The following is a 23,499-nucleotide window of genomic DNA, read 5'->3' on the forward strand; positions in this document are numbered from 1 at the left end:
TCGAGTACTTGTTGCTAACGTGTTTGTATAAGATTAGTTGCGTTGTTTAAGCAACTAATTTAGCAAATACAAACTGAATAGAAAATCCGCGAGGATTTTCGTAAGTAGGCTTGCACTAGCAATTAATTTTATACGGTGTTGTAAAATGTATTTATTCCATTTTCATTGTTCGAAAAAGTCCGTTCAAATAATTTTGATTTTTCGAGTATTCATAATAATTCTTTTCTTTTAGTATTGAGCTCAAAGCAAGATTTTCAGCTTTTTTTCTTGTTCTCCTTTTTTTAATTAAACACTGATGATGATAAATTAAGGTATTGTAAAACCTATTGATGAAAAAGTATTTAAAACTTTCATTGTCATTGTCTTTCCTTATTTTCATCTTAAAGTCTTTGAAACCAAAATCTAAATATTTATAGTATTCTTGTCCATTAAATTTTGGAAATTTTTCAATGTTTTTTTTAGCTTTTTTATAATTTGGTGGTTTTACTACATTCATATAACCCCAAATTGTGTGATAGCATAAATTCATAGCAGTCAAAAAGAAAATTCCTTTTTCGGTTTCATCTTCAAGATTATAATTGTCAATTACAAAGTCGACATTCGATAAATCGAATGGTTGATTTTTGTTCCCAATTCCTGTAAAAACCATACTATAATAGTTTTCAATTAATTCGTAACGAGAAACATTCTTATTTCTCCATTCGGTTAATAGTTCAATATTGTCTTTGGGTTCTTTTTTTCGAACATTTGCGTTAACTTTCATTATTAGATAAAGATTAAGCAAAGTTATTTCATCTGGTAGTTTAAGAAATTCCTCCGAAGTCAGTTTGTTTTTTGGACTTATGCATTCTTTTATAAATAGTTTAGTTGTTTTAAGCTCAGATGAATTTATTTTATCAATTTTTTGAAAAGTCAATTCGTTTGGGTTGTTTCTAAAAACGAAGTTTCTGTAAATTTTTCCAAGTTCAATTATTCCGTTATTCAAATCCAATGCGAATGTTGATTGAATACTAAATATTAATAAAAGAATTAGTGTTATTCGTTTGTTCATAGGTTTCTTTATATGTTTTACAACTCGTTATATAGAGAACAAAGTTCTCGTTTATTGGATTATAGTTCCGGATAAAAGAAACTTTAGGTAAATATATAAAGAATTACAGAAATTACTTAGGTAACCTGTAAACCTTTATTTTTGATAAATATATAACCTAAAAAAATAGATATAGCAATTGAGTGCTCTAACAATTCTTAACAATACCAAACATAAGAAATATTATTACTATTTACAATCATATTTGTGTTATAGCTCGCTCATAGGAAACTAGAAAATCAAACCTTATCTAGAGAAATTATCACTCAATTATACTATATATATTGTTGAAGAATGCAGATAGAATTTACTATTTCACTTAAATAGAAACTTAATGTCGATTAATAAAAAGAGTTATCTTCTCTTAAAACTTTTAGAAAATGAAAACCATAGATTTCGAAGCCTTCATTATAATAGAATTTATGAGACTTTCTATTTCCTGTATAGGTATTTAATTCCATTGCTTCACATCCTTTTGATTTAGTGTATTCATAAATCCAATTAAAAAATTGCTTACCAATGTTTTTCCCACGATATGTTTCATCTATAACAACATGATCAGGTTCAACACTTTTACCAATATAATGCCTTGTGCTATACCAAAGTCCGCAAATGCCTATTAATTTATCATTTTCAAAAGCACCTACACATTCGTAGTTTGAATAGGTAGTCATTTCTTCAACACGTAATTTTAAAATATCACTAGGAGTAGTAGTGTTTACAACTGTTAATAAAGGTATGATTTTAGAAATACGTTCTTTATCAATAGGTTTAAATATTAAATTCATCAATAAATAGTTAAATATTAAATGCTTCTTATTTTTTAGATTAGATAAGAATTTTTTTATACTAAATTTGTGTAAAATTAAGGGATAAAATTATAAAAATGGATACTGTAATTAAAAAAATTAAGACAGAAGACACTTATTTGATAAGAAAAGAAGTTTTAAGAAAAGGAATTGACTTACCGTATAAGTTTGTGGGTGATTTTGATGATGAAACATACCATTTAGGAGCTTTTTTTAATGATAAGCAAGTAGGTATTGTAACATTGATGAAAAGTGAAAATAATATCTTTGTAGATAATCAATATCAATTAAGAGGAATGGCAACTTTAACAGAAGTAAGAGGAAAAGGAATTGGTAAACAAATTGTAAATGAAGCACTATCCTTATTAAGGAATGATGGAGTTACTACTTTATGGTGTAATGCACGAGAAGAAGCTTCTTCTTTTTATAAAGGATTGGGTTTTAATATAGTAGGAGAGTCCTTTGTTGTAGAAAAAGTAGGTGTACATTATGTAATGACTATTGACTTATAAAGCTATTCTTTATTTCTTAATTTTTTAATACCGTCAAACAGAAACCAACTTGCAAAAAGGGCTCTTACAACCAGAAAAATTAATTTATTCTCGGTATGGAAGTTAAGCAATACTCTATAGGAGTTTTTTTCTTGTAAAACACTGTTAATTGTACCAACAATTATAAATACACCAATTACGATATATAGGTAAGGAAGAATTTTTTTCATTTATTTAGAGGTAGGTATTTTTATAATATATTCTTTTCTACTTTTATTATTTAATTTTGTTTCTCTAAGCCAAGGATTTACTATTTTTAAATCTTTATAGGTAATTCCATAATTTTTAGCAAAGCTTGCAATGTTAGTAATGGCAGTGTCAACTTTAACTTCATAGGTTGAAGGAAATGTATATAGATCTTCTTGATCAAAAACAAATCCATATTTTTTAGGGTTTGATAAAACTTCTTTTAAAGCCAATATTCTGAAAATATACCTTCCTGTTTCGGTATTCAATAATAAATCGTAATAATCAGTTACTTGTTGTTGCTTTAAACGTTGAGAAATTCTTCCATTCCCAGCATTATAAGCTGCAGCAGCAAGTGTCCAAGAGCCAAATTTTCTTTTAGCTTTTTTTAAGTAAGCAGCAGCAACTCTAGTTGATTTTTCTAAATTATAACGTTCATCAACATTTCTATTAACTTCTAATCCAAACTCACGACCAGTTGATGGTAAAAAATGCCAATAACCAGCAGCCCCTTTTGATGACGGTATGTTTATTAAAGCACTTTCTGCTACGCATAAGTATTTAAAATCATCAGGTAAGTCATATTTCTTTAATAAAGGTTCAATGATAGGAAAAAACTTATGAGCACGTTTTATAAGTAATAAACCGTTTGATTGCCAATAGGTATTCACCAATAACTCACGATCCATTCTTTCTTTAATATCGTTTCTATCTAAAGGAACTTGTTCTCCAGCTAACTCCATTCTTTCAGGAACTTTAATAGCTTTTATCTCATAGCTTTCAGCAACGTTTTTTATAACTGGCTCTTTATCTTTACTAATAGTATTCATTAGTAAAAGAGCTAAAGTAATGATGGTTATTGTAGGTAAAAATCGTACTAGCTTATTCATTTTCTTTTCTTTTAACTGTTCCTTTTACTAAGTTAGCAAAAAACATTCCCTTTCTAAAATTTTTGATATAGTTTTTGCTTTATTTAATATCATAATGTGCGTACCATTCTTTACAATAATTGAGTTTTTAATGTTTTTGATAGGGAAAATCTCATCTTTATCGCCATGAATGTGCACAATGTCAGTTAGTTGGTTTTGTTGTTCCCAGTGTAGTACATTATATATAGCCCAGTGTAAATAATCTTCATGCCTTATTGATAAATAAACTTTATATAACTCAGCTCTCTTTTTTAAGTAGTCATTAAAGAAGTATTGTTCATATTTTTCAATATTGGAAATTATCTTGGTAGGAAATAATTTATAAGCTTTAGTTACTTGAGCAAGTTTTAAACGTTTAGGTAGCTCTTCATTACTTTTAATACTTGAAATAATAATAACCTTTTTATGTTGAATATGTTTACTCATTTCTTGTACCATAATTCCACCAAATGAAACCCCTATTAAAATAGGGGTTTCATGTTTAATATTAGCACACATACGTTTAGAATAATCTTGTATGCTTTCATCAACAGATGTTGGTAGAATCCATTCTAAAAAATGAAGTTGAAATTTATCTTCAGGTAAAGAAATGTGTTCAAATATTTTGGTATTAGCTGCTAAACCAGGAACAAAATAAATATGCTGTTTTTGCATTATTCATAGAATTTTTTCTCTAATAATAAACCTTCAATGTATTCATGGATGTCGATTAATTCATCAGGAATATCATTCCATAAACGGATTTTAATTTGTTTATTTTCATAAGTAATAAAAGTACTTGCTAAATCCATTACTCTTGGGTTGTCATAAACATCATTAAAACTTTCAAAACTCTTTTTTGATAGTTTTTCTTTCAATGTTTTAAATTCTTTTTCTGTAAGCTTAAACTTATGTATTCCTTTTACAGTAACCGATTTAATTCCGTTGTACAAAGCATTACCATCTTTATCTATAGAAAAATCAAATTCAGGGCAATCTCCAAAACAGGCTGTTTTTCGAAGGCTTATTAAGGTGTTTTTTTCTTTTTCTATTAAGTTATTCAAGGTTTTAGTAGAGTTCTTAGCTATAAATCTAAACTCACCAGTTTCTTGTAAGCGTTTAATCCAAATATCTTGTTGGTCATTAGGAACAGTAATAATTCCTATTGCGGTAGCTTTAGTATCATAGGCAGTTTTACTCCAAGTTAAACCACTGTTTTTTACTAAGCTTTTAACATCATTGCTGCTTTTACTATTTTTAAGAACAACAATTAGCTCGTTATTATTAGTTTCCGTAGCTGTTACTTTTTTAGTTTTTGTAGTTTCTACATTTTCTGTAGCTTCTTTAATTTCTTCTTTAGCAGGAACTGTTTTTTTGGGAGAACTACAATTTAAGATTAATAAAAAAATTGAGGATAAAAGGTACTTCATAATATGATTTTGTTAGATTGAAATAATTGTACACTAAAAGTACATTATTTCAATCTAACAAAAAGTGTAAATTGAATTTTTTATCAGTTAATGGAACTATAAAATAGAAAAGAGCTTTGAATTATTGTTTTAAACTAACAAAATTCAAAACGAACAATACCATCTTCATCAATTTTAGTTAAGGTAACTTTATGAAGGGTGTTAACTAACTCTGGATTCCAAGGTGTTTTTACTTTTACATAGTTTTCAGTAAAACCATGTATATACCCTTCTTTATTTTCACTTTCAAATAAAACAGTTAAGGTATTATTGATTTGACTTTCATAAAAAGCTCTTCGTTTTTTAACAGATAAACCACGTAACATTTTACTACGTTTTGCACGAATGTTTTTAGGTACCACACCATCCATTTCAACGGCTTCTGTATTTGGTCTTTCAGAATATGTAAAAACATGTAAATAAGAAATATTCATTTCACTTAAATAGTTGTAAGTTTCCAAGAATAATTCATCTGTTTCACCAGGGAAACCAACAATAACATCAACACCAATACAAGCGTTTGGCATTACTTCTTTAATTTTTGTAACTCTGTTGGTGTATATTTTTCTCATATAACGACGCTTCATTTTTTTTAATAAAGTATCGCTACCAGATTGTAATGGGATATGAAAATGAGGAACAAACGTATTTGATTTTGAAACAAAATCGATAGTTTCATCTTTTAATAAGTTTGGCTCAATAGAAGAAATACGTAAACGATGGATACCTTCTACTTTATCTAAAGCTTGTACTAGCTCTAAAAAGGTATGTTCGTGTTTTTTATTCCCAAATTCCCCTTTCCCATAATCACCAATATTTACACCAGTAAGTACAATTTCTTTAATTCCTTTTTCAGAAATTTCTTTGGCGTTTTTCAAAACATTTTCTAAAGTATCACTTCTAGATATTCCACGGGCTAACGGAATAGTACAATAAGTACATTTATAATCACAACCGTCTTGAACTTTTAAAAAAGCACGGGTTCTATCTCCAATAGAATAAGAACCTACATAAAAATCAGCTTCTTCAATTTCACACGAATGAACTTCACCTATATCATTTTTTGTTAAATCATTAATATAGCTGGTAACATTAAATTTTTCGGTAGCACCTAATACTAAATCTACTCCATCAACATTAGCTAACTCTTCAGGTTTTAATTGTGCATAGCAACCAACACCTATAACAAAAGCTTCTTCATTTTGTTTTAAGGCAGATTTCACTACTGATTTAAATCGTTTATCAGCATTATCAGTTACTGAACATGTATTGATAACATATACATCTGCTTTTTCTTCAAACTCAACACGGTTAAAGCCTTCGTTTACAAAGTTTCTAGCAATTGTAGAAGTTTCTGAGAAATTTAATTTACATCCTAATGTGTAAAAAGCTACTTTTTTATCTGCGTTCATTCTTCTTTCTATCCTTAATAAAAAACAAAAAACTTGTATAAGTCTTTAATTTTTTGGAAGTTCGTATGATTGTATTACTTATTCTGTCTGAGACAGATTTTAAACTGCAAAAGTACTTAATTTATGATAATTTTTGAAACGGAAAGATTACTCGTTAGAAAACTTGTTTTAAGAGATTTAAATCCTTTTTATGAGTTAGAAAGTAATCCATTGGTTTTGCAATACGCAACAGGGGAAGTAAAAACACTAACTGAATGTGAAAAAGAACTAAAAGAGTTGATTGTTAAGTATGATCAACCTAATAATGATTTTTGGATTTATGCTATTGAAAGAAAAGCAGACAATGAGTTTATAGGTACTCTTGCTTTGGTTAAAGATGGAGAAGATGATGAAATTGGGTATCGTTTTTTAGAAAAGTATTGGGGAAAAGGATTTGCTAGTGAAATTTGTGCAAGTTTAATTACCTACTGTAGGGCATTTGGAATGAAAAAATTAGTGGGCTATGTAGTTGATGATAATATTGCATCTGCTAAAATTATAGAACGCCATAATTTTAAAATTGTTAAGAAATTTGTTAGTGAAGATATTGGCTTACCAGAAACTAAATATGAACTTTATTTATGATTGAAGATACACTTAAACCACCTTATTATGCTGTGATTTTTACCACTCAATTATCTGAAAATATTGAAGGTTATTATGAAATGGCAGAAAAAATGGATGAGTTAGCTAAAAAGCAAGATGGATATTTAGGAGTTGAGTCGGCAAGAAGTGATGTTGGAATTACTGTTTCTTACTGGAAAAATTTAGAAGCAATTACTAATTGGAAAAATAATATTGAACATACCGAAGCAAGAGATATAGGAAGAGATAAATGGTATAAAAAATATCAATTGCGTATTTGTAAAGTAGAACGTGAGTATGGATTTGAAAAAAAATAAATAAATGTACGCAACAATTTCATCTATTTTAAAAAAGTTTTTAAAGGAAAGTACTATATTTAAGTATGGCTTTAACTTGTCGCCAATGTATAGGAGGTCTACTGGTAGAATAACAAGTGTTTCTGATGACTTATTTCTGGTTAAGGTAAAAATTCCTATTAGTTATAAAAATAAAAATTATGTAGGTTCAATATTTGGAGGTAGCTTGTTTTCTGCTACCGATCCTGTTTTTATGATTCAGTTGATGCATATTTTAGGAAATGACTATGTTGTTTGGGATAAAAATGCGACGATTAATTTTAAAAGACCAGTAAAGGAAAATGGATATGTTGACTTTATTTTTACCAAAGAAGAGATAGAGAATATAAAAGAACGTATTTCAAAAGAAAATGAAATAGATTTAGTAAAAAAGATACAAGTTTTAAATAAAGAAGGTTCTACTGTTTTTGTAGAAGTATCTAAAACCATATACATTGCAAACAAAAAGTATTATAAAAATAAAAGAAAAAATAAATAGTCTTTTATTAATTTTCACAATTGTATTAATACTAGTTTCATGTAAAAATGAGAAAAGTAATTTTACTGAAACACAAGTGTTTCGTTATAATGAGCATTCTAATATCACATCATTAGATCCTGCTTTTGCAAAAGATCAGCGAAATATTTGGGCTGTTAATCAATTGTTTAATGGATTAGTACAGTTAGATGATAGCTTACATATACAACCAGATATAGCTAAAAGTTGGACTATTTCTAATGATGGAAAAAAATATAAATTTACTTTAAGAAAGGATGTTTTTTTTCATCCGCATACACTGTTTGGAGAAGAAAAAACAAGAAGTGTAAATGCTGTTGATTTTGAATATTCATTTAACAGATTGTTAGATAAAAATGTAAGTTCACCTGGAGGTTGGGTATTACAAAATGTAGATAGTTTTAAAGCAGTAAACGATTCAACTTTCTATATAAATTTAAAACAACCATTTCCGCCATTTTTAGGTTTATTAGCAATGAAGTACTGTTCAGTGGTTTCTAAAGAAGCTATAGAATATTTTGGAGATACATTTAGAGCAAATCCAATTGGTACGGGTCCGTTTCAGTTTAAATTATGGGTTGAGAATACGAAATTAGTATTACGTAAAAACCCGTTATATTTTGAAAAGGATTTTCAAGGAAATCAATTACCTTATTTAGAAGCTGTTGCTGTTACTTTTCTTCCTGATAAGCAAAGTGAGTTTTTACAATTTATTCAAGGTAATTTAGATTTTATGAAAAGCTTAGATGCTTCTTACAAAGATGATATTTTAACTACAAATGGTACTTTGAAAGAGAAGTATATTAATGAAATTCAGATGCAAACTGGACCTTATTTAAATACAGAATATTTGGGTATTTATTTAGAAGGTGAAAAAAGCTTGCCAACTCAATCTAAATATATTCGACAAGCAATTAATTATGGATTTGATCGTGAAAAGATGATTAAATTTTTACGCAATGGTATTGGGATTCCAGCTTTAAATGGATTTATTCCAAAAGGATTACCGTCGTTTAATAACCAAACGGGATATTCTTACAATCCTTTAAAAGCTAAAGAGTTAGTAGAGCAATATGTCGAAGAAACAGGAAACAAAACACCTGAGATAACAATAACTACTAATAGTAATTATTTAGATCTGTGTGAATTTATTCAAAGAGAGCTACAAAAAATAGGATTACAAACTAAGGTTGATGTAATTCCTCCATCTACATTACGTCAAGGTAAAGCAAGTGGTAAGTTACCTGTTTTTAGAGCTAGTTGGATTGCAGATTATCCAGATGCTGAAAATTACGTGTCATTGTTTTATAGTAAAAACTTTACGCCAAACGGACCTAATTACACTCATTTTAAAAATGAATACTTTGACTTTTTATATGAACTATCTATTAAAGAAGTAAATAATAAAAAGCGATATACCTTATATCAAAAAATGGATAGTATTATTATTAATGAAGCTCCAGTAGTTCCTCTATATTATGATGAAGTAATTAGATTTAGTCAAAAAAACATACGAGGATTAGGTATTAACCCCATTGATTTATTAAATCTGAAACGTGTTAAAAAAACGAAGAAATAATATTTTTCACATATTGTCTAGCTTACTTTAACCATTCTTTATGTATTGAAGAGCTTGAAAACCATAATGCAAATACTCCAAGTAGAATTACTAGTATTGGCATTGTAATAGTTTGTATTATTCCATATACTTCTATAGATTTTGTAAATAGTACATTGTGTACCATTTGTGGTATTATTGCACATAATGAAATAAGAAAGGCAGGTTTTGCGAACTTCTTTTTTAATAGTAAAGCAATAGATCCAATAAAACCAAAGAATACAGCTATTGCAAAAACAAAAGTTGTCCAAGTAGGATAGCTGCTATAAAGTTCTTGTTGTTCTATTGGTAACAGTGCTAAAGCTTCTTCAGAGATAAAAGTATGTGCAAAAAAAGAAAAAACTCCCATGATATTCCATAAAAGTAAAAAAAGAGCAAGTCCCCAGAACCATTTTGGTATTGTTATTTTTTTCATAATTTTTGTATGAAATTGAGATTGATAAAAAATGAACTTATTTAGTTGAATTATAGTTTTTTGTGAAGTTAGTAAATAAATAAGAAAACACAAAAAAGTGATCTAAGATTACTGGAAGTATAATAATCAATTGAATATTCTTTTGTGTTTTCTTAATTTAATAATTATTTGCAACAAGTTTTAAAGCTCAGAAATGGATACATTATATGTTTTAAATAGTTATTCTTTTTAGGGTAGTTATTATTTATCTCTTCAATAACACCTACCTCTTTAACTGTTCCAATTCTATTGTAGTATGTACCTAATAATAGATCCCAAAAAGGGAAAGTATTACCAAAGTTTTTAGCCTCTTTTATTTTTTTACTATGATGAAAATGATGAATGTGTGGGGTAACTATTACATAATCCCAAAAACTTTTTTGAGTATAAATATTAGCATGAGAAATATAGGCTACTATTATATGAGTAATACCTACTAAATAAATTACTTCTTTGTTAAATCCTAATAACAAAAGAGGGAGCATTTTAAATATAACGTTTAAAAACATATTGATGGGGTGTACCCAGTTAGTTTTAAACCAATTTAGTTTTGTTGGTATATGATGTATAGAGTGAATTTTCCATAAAAAGATACTTAAATATGAATTTTTAGTTCCTTTATGACTAATTCTATGATACAAATAAGGAAGGAGTTCTCCTATTAGATTAGCTATAATATATGTAATTATAAGGGGGGATGTGTCCCATAAATTTAGAGAATAAAAAAATGTTTCTTGTAAGATTAGTACAATATACAATGTCATCATTTTTCCTAAAGCATCAAATAAAGCTGCTGAAAAAATAAAATGTTTAAGGTCTATCCAGATAGATTTTTTTGTAGGATTCCATTCTTTTTTTAAAGGGATTAAACTTTCCAAAAATAGAATATAAATTAAAGTGAAAAGGAAAATACTATAGGATGAAAGTTCAAAATTCCAATTATTTTTTAAGGTTAAAAAACCAAAAATACTTGTTGATGTTAAAAGTAAAGGTACTGCTAAAAGTGATAGTGTTTTGTGCATCGTTTTTGTTTTATTTTGTAGACGTTAAGAGGGAACAAAAAGATGCAAGAATGTGTTTTTTAAATTATTTAAAACCAGATTCTCTAAAAGTAATATTTATTCTACCGTTTTTATAGGCTGGGTTTTTAGGTAAACTATGGGTGTACCTTTCTTGCGAGTAATCTTTCATTACCAACAAACTTCCATTAGCTAAATCTAAAGAATAAACTTCTTCTGTATCGTTTTTCTTAAAACTAAATTGACGAGTTTCACCTAAACTAATGGAAGGTAAAATAGTTTTGTAACCTGAGGTTTGTTGGTCAAAATGATAAGGAGCAAAATAATTTCCATTAGGGTAAAATAAACACATGGCAAGTTCAAATTGATTTCCTGTGAATTTTTCTACACGTTCTTTAAGTGTAGCCATTAAACCAGACCATAAAAATGCTTTTCCGTGAATACTTTCCGGATGATTATTAAGCTGTATTAATCTTTCAGTAGCAAATAATATTTTAAAACTATCGGTCACTAATTCTTTATCGCCTACTGTAACAACTAATTGGTTTTTGTGTAAATTATATTCATTTATTAAAATTTCATAAAGAGTATCAGCTTCATTTTGTGTTAAAAAATCTGGGGTGTATTCAACTAAACAATCTAAAGGGAGTTTCATATTAATTTATTTTTTATGAAAATTTTCTTATTCTAATTTACATTTTAATTCTATGTCAGGTTCAATTTGATAAGTGAAAATAATAGCATTATTTAGAAAAGGTTGTTCTAAGGTCATTTCTAATGGCAATGTTAAAGAAGATTCATTTCTGTTTAGCCAAATATCATTATAAACATGTACTTGAGTATCTAATAACATACTTTTATATGCACTCATGTTTAAAGAGGTAAAATCTATTTTTTTATCGGGTAATTGTATAGGTGTATGCTGTTTTCCTTTATGTGAAGCTATAACTTGTCTTACATCTAAAATATTTCCCATTTTATGTTCAGATAAATCTGAATTTGCTTTAGTGTTATTTGATAAGCTCATATTTATGAGTACATTTTCAGGAATTAATGTAACATCTTTATTGAATTGAGGAAGCAAATTGTAAAGAATGGGTACGTATGATTCTCTGTATAATAAAGCATCTAAGGTTTCGCTAAAAAGAATATGGAATTTATTAGCTTCTGGAACTTTAAATGTTACTGCATCAGCCAAATAGAATTCTTGAACATAATCAGTTAAATCTAATGATTTAATTAGTTTTTTAGCAGAATCAATTGAAGCTTTATTTATTTCTAATAAGGTAAATTGTATTTCTTCTGGAGTAAAAAGAGGTGCTATTAGGCTAATAAATGGAGCGTATGGGCCACAACCTGCATAAAAAAAATGGATAGTTTCTTTTGGATGTTTTTTTTGCTTTTCTTTAATTGCTAATACTACAGCTTTTAAAAATTTTACAGTTCTTTTATAGTCCAATAAACACTGAGCAGCATGGTTTAAACCTAAAGCTTTTCCTTTTGCAGAAGGAACTGCAGCTAAATGTTCAATTTTATTGTCAAAACCTGTTATTTCTGTAAGTTTTTGAAAATGAAGATGGATGTCATTTAGTTCTTTTTCAACTTCCTCTTGATTAAGAGGTGATTCTAATAAAGTTAGCGTTGATTTTTTTAGGCTATTAATTATTTCTTTGTTGCTCATTTTAAGTTGTTAGGTTTAGTAGTTAAAGAAGCTGAGTTTTGTAGGTGTGTAATTTTTAGGTTTTGGTATATTTAATACTATGGAAATCAAGAAAATTAAGTATTGTTTCTACATGTGCTCCCCAACCAACATTAAGAAATTGGTTTTCCTCAATATCTTTATTCCCTTTTTTTATTTTAGGAGAAAATCCAAGAGGTAAATGTCTTGTTTGTGATTGTATTGCCCATATGTTTCCATCAGTATCAAAAATTGGCCCACCACTTTGACCTCTTAAGCCTGGGGTAGAAGTCTCTATATATTTGATGTCAAATTTATTATCTAAAGATTTTCCAGCAACAATATTTCGAGTGAAAATACCATCTATTGGAAATCTTGGGATTGGGAATATTGATGAATCAAATGTAAAAGAATTGTTTTGTTCATTAAATGTGGATTTAACATCATAAAAAGGATATCCTAATTTACAGAGGCTAGTACCATATTTTAAATCTTTAGGGTTTTTAAAAATGGGGTAATTATTACAAAATGCTGGGTTGTAATTTTCTATTTTGCCAATAGCAATATCATTTTCTTTTAGAATATGAAAATTTTTAATTCTATGACTGTCATGACCCCACCAATGTGATGAATTTATTACCCAATTAGGTTTTGAACTTAATTTTTTAATTTTTTTTAATTTCTCTTTCTTATTAAGGTTAGAGTCATTTTCAATTTGAGTTAACTTGGTGTTAAAGTCTTGAATTTCTTTATTGTTTTGATTAAAAGCAATTAGAGAGTCAAGCATATGAGCAACAGTAATAATCCAACCTTCGTCATTTATTATTACAAAACTACCCAAGTTGTTTTTAATTTCTCCATTAAATAAACGAGAAGAAACTAAAAGAGGTTGAGTATAAGTACTTGCTATTTCATAAGCTTTTGAAAACATGTATTTTGTTTTTTTAGTTCCTACAAATAATGTTTTGTTTGTAGGATGTAGAGTATTGATAAAAATACAAATATTTAATGTTTTAAGAGTTGAATTATTTATAATACTAAGATTCTTGAAAGATTAAATACTATTTAGCTTATAGGAATAAAAGTACCAGATGTAGCATCATATTTTAATGATATTTGAGTCTCTCCTCCTGAAAAATCAATTTTAGTCATTGGCGAGGTTACGTTGTTTACAATAGTTGCAGTTTGTAAGTTTGATTCTATCCATAAATATAATGAATTAGCTGGTTCCATAGTAATGGTACTTCTGAATAGAACTGAGTTTCCAGAAATAGGATTGTTATTTATTACTTGACCATTTACTACGGCATTTTGATATAAACCAACAGTCATATAAGGATTGTTACTAAAATTATTTTGTAGTGCATAACTATTTGGAGAACCTCCATTGCTTGGGCCACTAATTGTTCCATTGTCTTCAAGAGTATACAGTTTGTTTTGTGCAGAAGGAATAGGAGTGCTGGATAGCATAGTAATTTTAGCACCAGTTTGAACTTCAGTATTAGATACATAAATACCTAGTTCTTCTTTAAATTCAAGAGTATTGTTTTGAAAGGGTTTAAGTATTAGCCATGCAACAGACGGCTTGCCACCTCCAACAGGTTTTGCAATTGCAACATTACTATTAGTTTCATAGATGTGTTTTAAATCTTGATCTGTAAAATTAAAGTTTAATTGAAAAGTCATGATGTTTGTAGTTTTTAGGTTTTTGTAAAAATGTAAAGACAATTTATAAGTCAATACTTAGATTAAAAGTATAGTAAGAATAATAGAGAATGTTTTTTTATTCCTTAAGCGTTTGATTTTTGAGTATTGATGTTAATTTCATTTAACCAGAAAGTATATATGTTTCTTAAGTTAAAGAAGAGTTTCAATTAAATGGTAACATGTTTTTAATCGATAGAATTATAGTCTCTGTATTTTGTTTTGTGTTGTTAGTGGAATTTCTTTGTAAAGAATAAAATGTATATCTACCTTTTTATTTCCTACTACACCCCGTAAACTCCGTTTAATTTAAAATACTTTACAAAATGAGAAACAAGCTTCTACTAGCATGCTTATTTTTTAGTTACGTACTTTTTTCACAAACTTTTGTTCGTAATTATAGTAATGCATCAACAACGTATCAATTAAAAATAGAATTCCAAGAGCAATCGTGGGGTGATGTTTATTTAGATGTTGAGGTCACTAATAAAGGAACAAGTAATCTTAACATTAGAAATTCAAAAGTTATTTTTCTTTCAGATATGAAAGCAAGTTTGGTTAATTTTTTCACGAATGGAAAAATTTCATATCCAACTGCTACTTTAAATCAAATTCCTGATGGGAACCAACATATTAATACATTAACAATCGGGTTACCTAATGAGTCTTGGGTAGATAATACTTTAGGAGTTAATGAAAATTTTAAATTTAGAATAGATTTAAAAACAGTAACAACTTCTTATGTAAATATTGCCAATACTGTTCAGTTTTTTCTTGAAAATGAAGAGCCTTCATTATTTACAGATGTAATAACTTCTATTTCAGGAAATGAGATTAATGAAGTAATAGTTAGTTTTAAGAATACGGTAACTAATAAAATAAGTACTGAAATCATAACAACATCAAGTACCAACTCGTTAAAAGTTGATCAGAAATATAATATATGGAGTAAAAACTTTGCAAAAGGAACCACTAAATATGTTAGTCAATATACTAAAGAGTCTCCATTAAACTTTATCCCATCAAAGAACAACAATACTGTTGTAATTCCTTTTACAAAAGAAGCGATAGCGTCTTCGAGTTTAAAAGTAATAGTTAATGGATTGCCAAGTGGTATATCAACAGAGTTATCCCTTAAAAACAATGAACTTGAAGGTGTAGATAAGACCCAACAAATAGTTAATGGAAATGTAAATATTCCTGATGTTTTAGTTGGAAGTTATACAGTAAATGTAGCAACCTATTCTGATGCTGTTAATAATTTAGTATATACCCCTAAACATACTGCTTCTGTTGCTATAGTTTTAGGAGAAAATAATGTGATTAGTATTAATTATGAATCAACTTCTGTTCATGAATTTACAGTAAAGGGGTTCCCAAAATATTTATCTCATGGTACTATAACCAATGCTTCAGAAGCATTTGATGATAATTTTAAAAACTCACCTTTAAGTGTCATTTTTAAGTACTCTGGACTAGACGGTGCTGGTGATAGAGGAAAAATACCTGATATGACACCGACAAAAAATACAATTGAGCAGGCAAGAAGATTAGAAGCAAGCCAAGGCGGGAGAGTTATTCTACCAGTTATGGTTCATTACACAGCAAATGCTAGTGGAGGAGGTTCATTAGAAGCTATAAAAGATATGGAAGAAAATCAAAATTTATATTATCATTATAGAAATCTCATACAAGAAATAAAAGTTATTTTGACTTATGAAGATGATAAACACCCAAACCCTGGAGCATTTGTTATAAGTCCTGATTTAATAGGAGCAATTCAACAAGATGTAGCTTTTGGAAATGATCACGATATTAGAACGATGTTAATAAAAGTGAATGAAGAAATAAATAAAGCATTTACAGATGAAGGATTAAGTACTCAATCAATACCAGTTTTCACCAATAATTTAAAAGGGTATTTTCAATCTATTAACTTTTTAATTTATCATGTAGGTGAATGTAAAATACCTTTTGGTTACCAACAAAATGTTTGGGCTGGAGGATCTGCTAGGTGGGTGTATGAAGGGGCTGGTGAGTTTAATAGTCCTGTTGATGAAGCTATTGAAATAGCTACTTTTATGAATGAATTGGAATTATATACAGGTGAATGGAAACCTGATTTTATAGCTTTTGATAGGTATGAAAGGGATTGTTTTGGTCCAGCTGCTATTCAAAATTATGCTTGGACTGCAAAACATTGGGATAAGTATTTGGTTTTTTGTAAAGAAATTTCAGAAAGAATAGGTAATGTGCCTATAATGTTATGGCAAATTCCAGGAGGTCATATGGCTACTAAAAGTGAGGTTACTATTAATTATAACGTAGCACAACATTCTTCAGCTGCTGCACCTTATTTTTTAGGAGATGATAGAATTGGAACAAATATAAATACAATTAAAGATGAGTTAAGAAATTTACCATTAACATTAGCGCATTATCAAGCTAGTTCTATTGGGGAGCACTTGATGAATGATAATGGGTATGATTGGAGTACATCAAACTTACAACGTTTGGCTAATATGAATGTTTTTTCAATTTTATGGGGTGGAGGTTCAACAACTGGTGTTGGCTCTATAGGTACCAATGGCGATGATGATAAATGGTTAGCAAACAAAATAAAAACATATTATGAGAACCCTCCAGTTTTTAAAACAACTTCAATTCCTGTTTATTCAAAAGGATCGTTTTGTTCAAATATAAACACTGGGAGTGAAGTTAAAACAAATGAGTTTAAAGTTACTTTATTTCCAAGTCCAGCAGAGGATTATTTACAGATTAAAAGTAATGAACTTGATGATGAAATTGAGATTGTAATTTCTGATGTTTTTGGAACTGAGTTAAATCGTTTTAAAAAAATAGAAAGTTCAATTTTAGATGTTTCAAATTTGTCAAAAGGAATATATCTAGTTAAAATATACTCAACAAGAAAAGAGAAGAGTGTTACTAAAATGATTTATAAAAAGTAGTAAGGGAGAAGAGAAAAGAGGTGGCATATTATTAGTGCTACCTCTTTTATTTGTTATTATGCGCTAATGCAACACTTCTTATATTTTAATCCACTATTACAAGGACAAGGACTATTTCTTTTCACAATAATGTCCTGTTTAATATGCAAGTTCATGTCATCCATATCTTGCTTAAAAATTTTTTCTAATAAGTAATATAGTTGAGGATGCTTTTTTGCCAATAATTTAGGGCGTTCAAAAAAGTATTCACTAGCAACTGAAAAAAACTCAGCTCTGTTAGTGCCACCATAAGGATTAATATCAGATGTTTTAGTATATATTTCACCCATTTTTTTATTCATTAAATCAATCCAAGGTATAATATATTGTTTTTCTAGAAGTACTTTGGGTATGCCATCAATTGTTCCATCTAATTTGTCAATTAAATGAATAAATTCGTGAATGGCTGTGTTTTTTTTATCAGATTCATTCTGAAAACTAAGATGCAAAGCAGGTTTAGATAATATCATTTTACCTTCTAAGTACCCATTGCCTACCATTCCTAAAATGTTTCGGTTTGGCCCTTTAGTTTGAAAATTTTCATTAAAAATTGTAGGGTATAAAATAACTTCAGAAATATTAGGATATTTCCATTCAGGAAAGTTAAATATAGGAATGATAGCACTTGAGGCTATAAGTACTTTATCAACATCATTAACTACAGTATTAACACCTATAACGTTGCAGTTTAATAAAAACTCTTGAATTTTGTATTGAAATATTTTTTTTTCATTGTTAGAAAGAGCATTGTAAAAAGCAACGTTTTTAATTAAAATAATTTCCCATGCCTTTTTAAAAGGTAGTTTGGAAATGTTAATTTGTATATGTTTTTTATTGTTTACTGTTACGATTAAATATCCAATTAAAGAAATGATAATAATGCTAAAAATCATTATATTAAGTATTGGTTGGTTTTTATGAAATAAAATAAAAAACTCACCTTTTGGTGAGTTTTATAAACGAGTAACTTAAATAATCAATAACTATTATTTTTCAGCTTTATCAACGATAATACGTTTTTCACGGTTAGCTACTTCCCACGCAGTATGAAAAACTAAACGTGTTCTATTCTCTAACAGTTCGTAGTTAATTTTATCTGGCGTATCAGTTGGTTTATGATAGTCAGCATGTGTGCCGTTAAAGTAGAAAATAATAGGAATATTGTGTTTGGCAAAATTATAATGATCAGAACGATAGTAAAAACGATTAGGATCGTTTTCATCGTTATATTTATAATCTATGTCAATATTAGTGTATTTTTTATTCATAGCTTCTGATATATTATGAAGCTCAGTACTTAATTTATCAGAACCAATAAGGTAAACATAGTTAGGTGTACCTTTATGACGTTCATCAACTCTACCTACCATGTCAATGTTTAAATCAGTAACTGTATTAGCTAAAGGAAAAATAGGGTTTTCAGTATAGTATTTTGATCCTAATAAACCTTTTTCTTCACCGGTTACATGTAAAAATAAAACAGAACGCTTAGGTCCTTTGCCAGCATCTGAAGCTTTTTTAAAAGCTTCTGCAATTTCTAATATAGCTACAGTACCTGAACCATCATCATCCGCTCCATTATATATTTCACCATTTTTAACACCTTCGTGGTCTAAATGAGCAGAAATGATTACAATTTCATCTGGCTTTTCTGTACCTTTAATGAAAGCAACAACGTTTTCAGAATCTTTAAGTTTCATACCTCTACGGTTATTACTTAAATAAGCAGAAGGAACTTCTTGGAAGTAGTCATTACCTCCAATTGGAGATTTAATCCCTTTACTAATGTAAAAATCTTTTAAGTATTTTACAGCTTTTTTTTGTCCAGGTTCACCCGTATCTCTTCCTTCAAACTCATCTGAAGCATATACAAATAAGTGTTGTCCTAAATCTTTAGCTGTAATTGTTTTAGCGAATTTTTCAGCATAATCTGTCGTATCATCATTATCAATAGCAATGGCTTCTTTACTTGAGCTACACGCTACAAGAATTGCTGAACTTGCTATATAAAGTAATTTTTTCATCAATAGTTTAATTAAGTAAGGTTGGTTTTATTGAATGCTAAAAGTATTAAAATAAAACCAACCATCAAATTTAGGATTTCTTAATAACGAATTGTTCTAATGTTTTGTTAAAACTTATAAGTTCTTTAGGGAAAAGTGTTTCAAAAGCATTCTTAGAAATAAGTTCTTTTGAGGTACCTGTATAAATTTCTTCTTCAGAGAGTAATATAAATTCATCTGCTAATTGAATGGCTAAGTTTACTTCATGCGTTGAAATAATAATGGTTTTTTGAGTGTTTTTTACAAGTTTTTTTAAAAGAGAAAAAACTTTAAAAGTATGATGAATATCTAAATGAGCAGTAGGTTCATCTAAGATAATAATTTCAGTATCTTGAGCGAGTGCACGAGCAATAAGGACACGTTGAAGTTGACCATCACTCAATTCATGAAAACGCTTATCTTTTAAATGACTAATTTCTGTTTCATCAATAGCCCAAAGAATTTTTTTTAAATGATTAGGAGTAAGTTTATCAATCCAATTTGTGTATGGTTGACGCCCCAAAGAAACTAATTCAAATACGGTTAATTGACTAAGAGGTAAGCGTTCTGTTAATACTAAACTCAATGAAGTAGCCAGCTCTAAATGTGAATATTCTTCAAGGTTTTTATTATTTACCCTAATAACTCCACTAAGCGGTTTTTGTACTTTAGATAAAGTACGAAGTAAGGTAGATTTTCCAATTCCATTTTTACCTAATAAAGCTACAAATTTACCTCTTTCAATTGTTAAATTAATATTCGAGGCAATGCTGTTTTGTTGCTTTTTGGTATTATAACCAATTGCAAGGTTTTCAGTTTCTAAGACGCTATTTTTAGTGATTTGTGTAATTATATAACTTTTTAAATGTTAAACATAACTTTTCTTTTTTCGTACTAATAGCCAAATAACTACAGGAGCTCCAAATAAAGAGGTAATAGCATTAATTGGAAGTATAAAAGCACTAGTAGGCAATTGTGCTATACTGTCACAAATAAGTAAAATTATTGCGCCAATTAGGGCAGATGCAGGTAGTAATATTTTATGGTTTGAGCTTGAAAATAACATTTTAGCAACATGAGGTACTGCTATTCCTACGAATGCAATAGGACCTGAAAAAGCAGTAATAACACCAGTAAGTAAACTTGTTATTAATAAAATAACATTCCTACTTCTTTTAATGTTTATACCTAAGCTCTTTGCATAATTTTCTCCTAATAAAAAACTATTTAAAGGTTTTATTACGGTAAATGTACTTGTTAAAGCTATAAAGTAAATGATAGCAAAAACGATTATTTCATTCCATGTTAAATTTCCTAAACTACCAAAACTCCAAAATTGATATTGCTGAATTTGTTCTGCTTCACTAAAATAAGCTAATACACTTATAATTGCTGAAGTTAACGAGCCAAACATTAAACCAATAATTAAAATAGACATTGTATTTCGTACTTTATTTGCTGCAATAATAATAGCAGAAAGTACTAAAAAAGAACCTAAACTAGCTGCAAAAGCTAATGACCAATTTGAAAAAATAAATGATGAAAATATACCCCCAAATATTCCGGAACCTAATATAAATAAAGCTACACCTAAACTTGCTCCTGAAGAAATACCTAAAACAAAAGGTCCAGCTAATGGATTTCTGAACAATGTTTGCATTAATAAGCCACTAATTGATAGCCCGGATCCAACTAAAATAGCAGTAATAGCTTTGGGTAATCGATAATTAATAATGATTGTTTGCCAACTATCTTTAGAGGTACTTCCTCCTGTTAGAATGTCAAAAATATTTGATAAAGGGATTTTTACAGATCCTAAGCTGATATTTATAAAGAGAAAAAGTATCAGAAGTACTGATAAAATAACAAAATATTGTGTGTATGTTTTAGAAGCACTCAATTAATTTAGTTGTTTTAAAAAATCAATTAGTTTTTGAATAGCTAACCCTCTATGACTGATTTTATTTTTCTCCTCTGAAGACATTTCAGCAAAGGAATTATTATAACCTTTTGGTTGAAAGATAGGGTCATAGCCAAATCCCTTTTCTCCTTGTTTTATGGTTAAAATTTCACCAGTACAAATGCCATCAAATAAAAATTGTTTTCCATTTAAATTTAAACAAATAGACGTTCTAAACTGTGCTTCTCTGTCAGTTTTTTTATTTAATTCTGAAAGTAATTTTAGCATATTATTTTCAGAGTTACTTGGTTCACCTGCATATCTTGCAGAATATACGCCAGGAGCCCCGTTTAAGGTTTTAACCTCTAGTCCAGTATCGTCAGCAAAACAATTATAGCCAAATTTTTCGGTAATATAATTAGCTTTAATTTGAGCATTTCCTTCAAGAGTAGTTGCTGTTTCTTCAATGTCTTCAAAACAGTTTATATCTTTCAAAGAAAGAAGTTCAATTGAGTTTGGTAACATTTTTTGAACTTCGGCTAACTTATTTAAATTATGAGTTGCAAAAACTAATTTCATTTGATACAAATTTGTTGCCAACAAATGTAGTATTTTTTATCATCTTAAGGGGAAAAGCTGTTATTTATTATGTGAGTATATAGTGGTTGAATGTGCTATAAATAAAGGAATTATACTTTAAAGAATAAAGGAGTAATATGAAATGTGTTTTTGTCTTAAAGCTTTAGTAAGTCATCTTTTTTTGAATTTATGTAGTATATTGTTGACATATAAATATTTGAGATGAAAAGAATTGGATTGCTAATAGTTATTTTTTGTGTATCGTGTAGTTCTGTTGATGAACCAACAAAGTCAGATGAACAAGGACAATTTATTGATGATTGGACCTATGAGTTTTTTATGGGAAAACCAGATGAGAATGCTTTTAAGTTATGGGTGCCTGAAGGCGTTACTCCTAAAGCAATTTTAGTACTAGCCCCAGGAGGAGGAAATAATGGAACTGGTTTAGTTAATTCTAAAGAATGGCAAGTGTATGCGAAAGCTGAAAAGCTTGCTCTTTTAGGGGTTTATGTTAGGTCTGATTTAGAATTAGCATCTTCTAATATGATAAAAGCATTAGATAAAATCAGTATAAAAAACAAGATAAGTTATATAAGTAATTTACCAGTTTTGTTAAGGGGGTTTTCTCATGGAGGTAGATTTAGTTACACCTTTGCTCAAATATATAGTACTAGAACGGTAGCTTATGTAAATATAAAAGGAAGTATTGGTAATTATAGTACAAATTCACCACCGGGATTATTAATAACTGGAGAGAAAGATGTAAAAGAAAGAAATGAAACAGTAAAAAAAGCATTTTTAATACACAGAGAGAAAAAGAATGTTGTTTGTTTTGCTGAAGAACCCAATATAGGACATAGTGTTGGAGATTCAGATGTTTTAGCTAGATCGTTTTTTTCATCAGTAATGAAACAAAGGTTAAAGAATAACCAGCTGCAAGAAATTAAAGAAGAAAATACTTTTCTTGGAGATAATATAAATTATAGTTTTTTTGAATACTCTTCTTTTCCTAGTGATAAGAAAAAAGCCAGCTGTTTGGTAGATTCTCAATTTGCGAATGCTTGGAAAGATTTTATAAACTAAAATATTTATTCGTGGTGATATGGTTCATTTTTAAGAATGGTAAATCCACGATAAATTTGTTCAACAATAAATAAACGAATCATTTGATGAGAAAATGTCATTTTTGATAAAGAGATTTTTCCGCTAGCTTTTTTATACACAGTATCTGAAAATCCATAAGGCCCACCAATAACTATTACTAATTGTTTAAGTCCAGAGTTCATTTTCTTTTGTAAATATTGAGAAAACTCAATAGAAGTATAATGCTTACCCTTATCATCCAATAAAATTAGTTGGTCTGTAGGTTGAAGTTTGGATAAAATTAAATCACCTTCTTTTTCTTTTTGTTGTTGTTCACTTAAGTTTTTTACATTTTTTATATCAGGAATTATCTCTAAAGTAAATTTAATATAATGCTTTAATCTATTTTGATATTCATCAATAAGTTGAATCAGATGTTTATTATCTGTTTTTCCTATGGCAAGTAGTTTTATTTTCATCTAAAATTTAAAAAAGTATAAAAGTATATTAAAA

At 28.5% G+C, this 23,499-nt stretch carries 26 protein-coding genes; 7 read left to right on the forward strand and 19 right to left on the reverse strand.

The window, feature by feature from the left end; all coding sequences use genetic code 11:
* Positions 1-151: 151 nt before the first annotated feature.
* On the reverse strand, positions 152-1,051 hold the full coding sequence (locus DS884_RS02575) for a hypothetical protein (RefSeq protein WP_113785676.1): 900 nt from the start codon (positions 1,049-1,051) through the stop codon (positions 152-154).
* 380 nt (positions 1,052-1,431) lie between these two features.
* The gene (locus tag DS884_RS02580; protein ID WP_113785677.1) at positions 1,432-1,878 is read right to left on the reverse strand and encodes a GNAT family N-acetyltransferase; all 447 of its coding nucleotides are present in this window, start codon (positions 1,876-1,878) and stop codon (positions 1,432-1,434) included.
* A gap of 98 nt (positions 1,879-1,976) precedes the next feature.
* On the opposite strand from DS884_RS02580, the gene DS884_RS02585 reads away from it, so the two are divergent.
* Positions 1,977-2,411: a GNAT family N-acetyltransferase gene (locus DS884_RS02585; protein ID WP_113785678.1), complete on the forward strand. Its 435-nt coding sequence runs from the start codon at positions 1,977-1,979 to the stop codon at positions 2,409-2,411.
* Between the two features lie 2 nt (positions 2,412-2,413).
* Here the strand turns inward: DS884_RS02585 and DS884_RS02590 are convergent, their stop codons facing one another.
* From DS884_RS02590 to mtaB, 5 genes are all read right to left on the reverse strand, one after another.
* On the reverse strand, positions 2,414-2,620 hold the full coding sequence (locus tag DS884_RS02590) for a hypothetical protein (protein ID WP_113785679.1): 207 nt from the start codon (positions 2,618-2,620) through the stop codon (positions 2,414-2,416).
* Positions 2,621-3,526: a lytic transglycosylase domain-containing protein gene (locus DS884_RS02595; RefSeq protein ID WP_093871792.1), complete on the reverse strand. Its 906-nt coding sequence runs from the start codon at positions 3,524-3,526 to the stop codon at positions 2,621-2,623.
* A 27-nt stretch (positions 3,527-3,553) separates the two neighbouring features.
* Positions 3,554-4,219 carry an alpha/beta fold hydrolase gene (locus DS884_RS02600; RefSeq protein ID WP_113785680.1) on the reverse strand — a complete coding sequence of 222 codons (666 nt, stop codon included), beginning with the start codon at positions 4,217-4,219 and terminating at the stop codon, positions 3,554-3,556.
* Positions 4,219-4,974 carry a DUF6438 domain-containing protein gene (locus tag DS884_RS02605; protein WP_113785681.1) on the reverse strand — a complete coding sequence of 252 codons (756 nt, stop codon included), beginning with the start codon at positions 4,972-4,974 and terminating at the stop codon, positions 4,219-4,221. Before DS884_RS02605 ends, DS884_RS02600 begins: the two co-directional genes overlap by 1 nt.
* Before the next feature lie 134 nt (positions 4,975-5,108).
* Positions 5,109-6,425 carry a tRNA (N(6)-L-threonylcarbamoyladenosine(37)-C(2))-methylthiotransferase MtaB gene (mtaB, locus tag DS884_RS02610; protein WP_093871789.1) on the reverse strand — a complete coding sequence of 439 codons (1,317 nt, stop codon included), beginning with the start codon at positions 6,423-6,425 and terminating at the stop codon, positions 5,109-5,111.
* 123 nt (positions 6,426-6,548) lie between these two features.
* On the opposite strand from mtaB, the gene DS884_RS02615 reads away from it, so the two are divergent.
* Genes DS884_RS02615 through DS884_RS02630 form a run of 4 tightly spaced genes read left to right on the forward strand, consistent with a single transcriptional unit; the run spans position 6,549 to position 9,480 of the window.
* The gene (locus DS884_RS02615) at positions 6,549-7,049 is read left to right on the forward strand and encodes a GNAT family N-acetyltransferase (RefSeq protein ID WP_113785682.1); all 501 of its coding nucleotides are present in this window, start codon (positions 6,549-6,551) and stop codon (positions 7,047-7,049) included.
* On the forward strand, positions 7,046-7,366 hold the full coding sequence (locus tag DS884_RS02620; RefSeq protein WP_113785683.1) for an antibiotic biosynthesis monooxygenase family protein: 321 nt from the start codon (positions 7,046-7,048) through the stop codon (positions 7,364-7,366). Before DS884_RS02615 ends, DS884_RS02620 begins: the two co-directional genes overlap by 4 nt.
* A gap of 4 nt (positions 7,367-7,370) precedes the next feature.
* Positions 7,371-7,883, forward strand: coding sequence for a DUF4442 domain-containing protein (locus tag DS884_RS02625; RefSeq protein ID WP_113785684.1), 513 nt, complete (start codon positions 7,371-7,373; stop codon positions 7,881-7,883).
* Positions 7,840-9,480, forward strand: a complete 1,641-nt coding sequence (locus DS884_RS02630; RefSeq protein ID WP_233487097.1) for an ABC transporter substrate-binding protein — start codon at positions 7,840-7,842, stop codon at positions 9,478-9,480. Before DS884_RS02625 ends, DS884_RS02630 begins: the two co-directional genes overlap by 44 nt.
* Positions 9,481-9,502: 22 nt before the next feature.
* On the opposite strand, the gene DS884_RS02635 is transcribed toward DS884_RS02630, so the two are convergent.
* From DS884_RS02635 to DS884_RS02660, 6 genes are all read right to left on the reverse strand, one after another.
* Entirely contained in the window at positions 9,503-9,934 is a 432-nt protein-coding gene (locus tag DS884_RS02635; protein WP_113785685.1) for a hypothetical protein, read from the reverse strand.
* Between the two features lie 164 nt (positions 9,935-10,098).
* Positions 10,099-10,995, reverse strand: a complete 897-nt coding sequence (locus DS884_RS02640; RefSeq protein ID WP_113785686.1) for a sterol desaturase family protein — start codon at positions 10,993-10,995, stop codon at positions 10,099-10,101.
* A 64-nt stretch (positions 10,996-11,059) separates the two neighbouring features.
* Entirely contained in the window at positions 11,060-11,647 is a 588-nt protein-coding gene (locus DS884_RS02645; protein ID WP_093871783.1) for an alpha-ketoglutarate-dependent dioxygenase AlkB, read from the reverse strand.
* A gap of 27 nt (positions 11,648-11,674) precedes the next feature.
* Positions 11,675-12,673, reverse strand: coding sequence for a phytanoyl-CoA dioxygenase (locus tag DS884_RS02650; protein WP_113785687.1), 999 nt, complete (start codon positions 12,671-12,673; stop codon positions 11,675-11,677).
* A 55-nt stretch (positions 12,674-12,728) separates the two neighbouring features.
* Positions 12,729-13,601, reverse strand: coding sequence for a trypsin-like peptidase domain-containing protein (locus DS884_RS02655; RefSeq protein WP_093871781.1), 873 nt, complete (start codon positions 13,599-13,601; stop codon positions 12,729-12,731).
* Positions 13,602-13,735: 134 nt separating this feature from the next.
* Positions 13,736-14,356, reverse strand: a complete 621-nt coding sequence (locus tag DS884_RS02660) for a hypothetical protein (protein ID WP_113785688.1) — start codon at positions 14,354-14,356, stop codon at positions 13,736-13,738.
* 344 nt (positions 14,357-14,700) lie between these two features.
* Here DS884_RS02660 and DS884_RS02665 point away from each other — a divergent pair, with 344 nt between their 5' ends.
* Entirely contained in the window at positions 14,701-17,343 is a 2,643-nt protein-coding gene (locus DS884_RS02665; RefSeq protein ID WP_113785689.1) for a T9SS type A sorting domain-containing protein, read from the forward strand.
* A 56-nt stretch (positions 17,344-17,399) separates the two neighbouring features.
* Here the strand turns inward: DS884_RS02665 and DS884_RS02670 are convergent, their stop codons facing one another.
* From DS884_RS02670 to DS884_RS02690, 5 genes are all read right to left on the reverse strand, one after another.
* Positions 17,400-18,275 (reverse strand): zinc-dependent peptidase, encoded by an 876-nt coding sequence (locus DS884_RS02670; protein WP_113785690.1) that lies wholly within the window; start codon positions 18,273-18,275, stop codon positions 17,400-17,402.
* A 93-nt stretch (positions 18,276-18,368) separates the two neighbouring features.
* Positions 18,369-19,406, reverse strand: coding sequence for a M28 family metallopeptidase (locus tag DS884_RS02675; protein WP_176974434.1), 1,038 nt, complete (start codon positions 19,404-19,406; stop codon positions 18,369-18,371).
* Positions 19,407-19,476: 70 nt separating this feature from the next.
* A complete protein-coding gene (locus tag DS884_RS02680) occupies positions 19,477-20,277 on the reverse strand; it encodes an ABC transporter ATP-binding protein (RefSeq protein ID WP_317047319.1) in 801 nt (266 codons plus the stop codon).
* A gap of 15 nt (positions 20,278-20,292) precedes the next feature.
* Positions 20,293-21,324, reverse strand: coding sequence for a FecCD family ABC transporter permease (locus DS884_RS02685; RefSeq protein ID WP_113785691.1), 1,032 nt, complete (start codon positions 21,322-21,324; stop codon positions 20,293-20,295).
* On the reverse strand, positions 21,325-21,903 hold the full coding sequence (locus tag DS884_RS02690) for a non-canonical purine NTP diphosphatase (RefSeq protein ID WP_113785692.1): 579 nt from the start codon (positions 21,901-21,903) through the stop codon (positions 21,325-21,327).
* Between the two features lie 222 nt (positions 21,904-22,125).
* Between DS884_RS02690 and DS884_RS02695 the strand changes: the two genes are divergently transcribed.
* Positions 22,126-22,986, forward strand: a complete 861-nt coding sequence (locus DS884_RS02695; protein WP_113785693.1) for a hypothetical protein — start codon at positions 22,126-22,128, stop codon at positions 22,984-22,986.
* 5 nt (positions 22,987-22,991) lie between these two features.
* Here the strand turns inward: DS884_RS02695 and rlmH are convergent, their stop codons facing one another.
* Entirely contained in the window at positions 22,992-23,465 is a 474-nt protein-coding gene (gene rlmH / locus DS884_RS02700; protein ID WP_113785694.1) for a 23S rRNA (pseudouridine(1915)-N(3))-methyltransferase RlmH, read from the reverse strand.
* Positions 23,466-23,499: the final 34 nt, after the last annotated feature.

Source organism: Tenacibaculum sp. E3R01, assembly GCF_003318185.1.
Lineage (GTDB): Bacteria > Bacteroidota > Bacteroidia > Flavobacteriales > Flavobacteriaceae > Polaribacter > Polaribacter halocynthiae.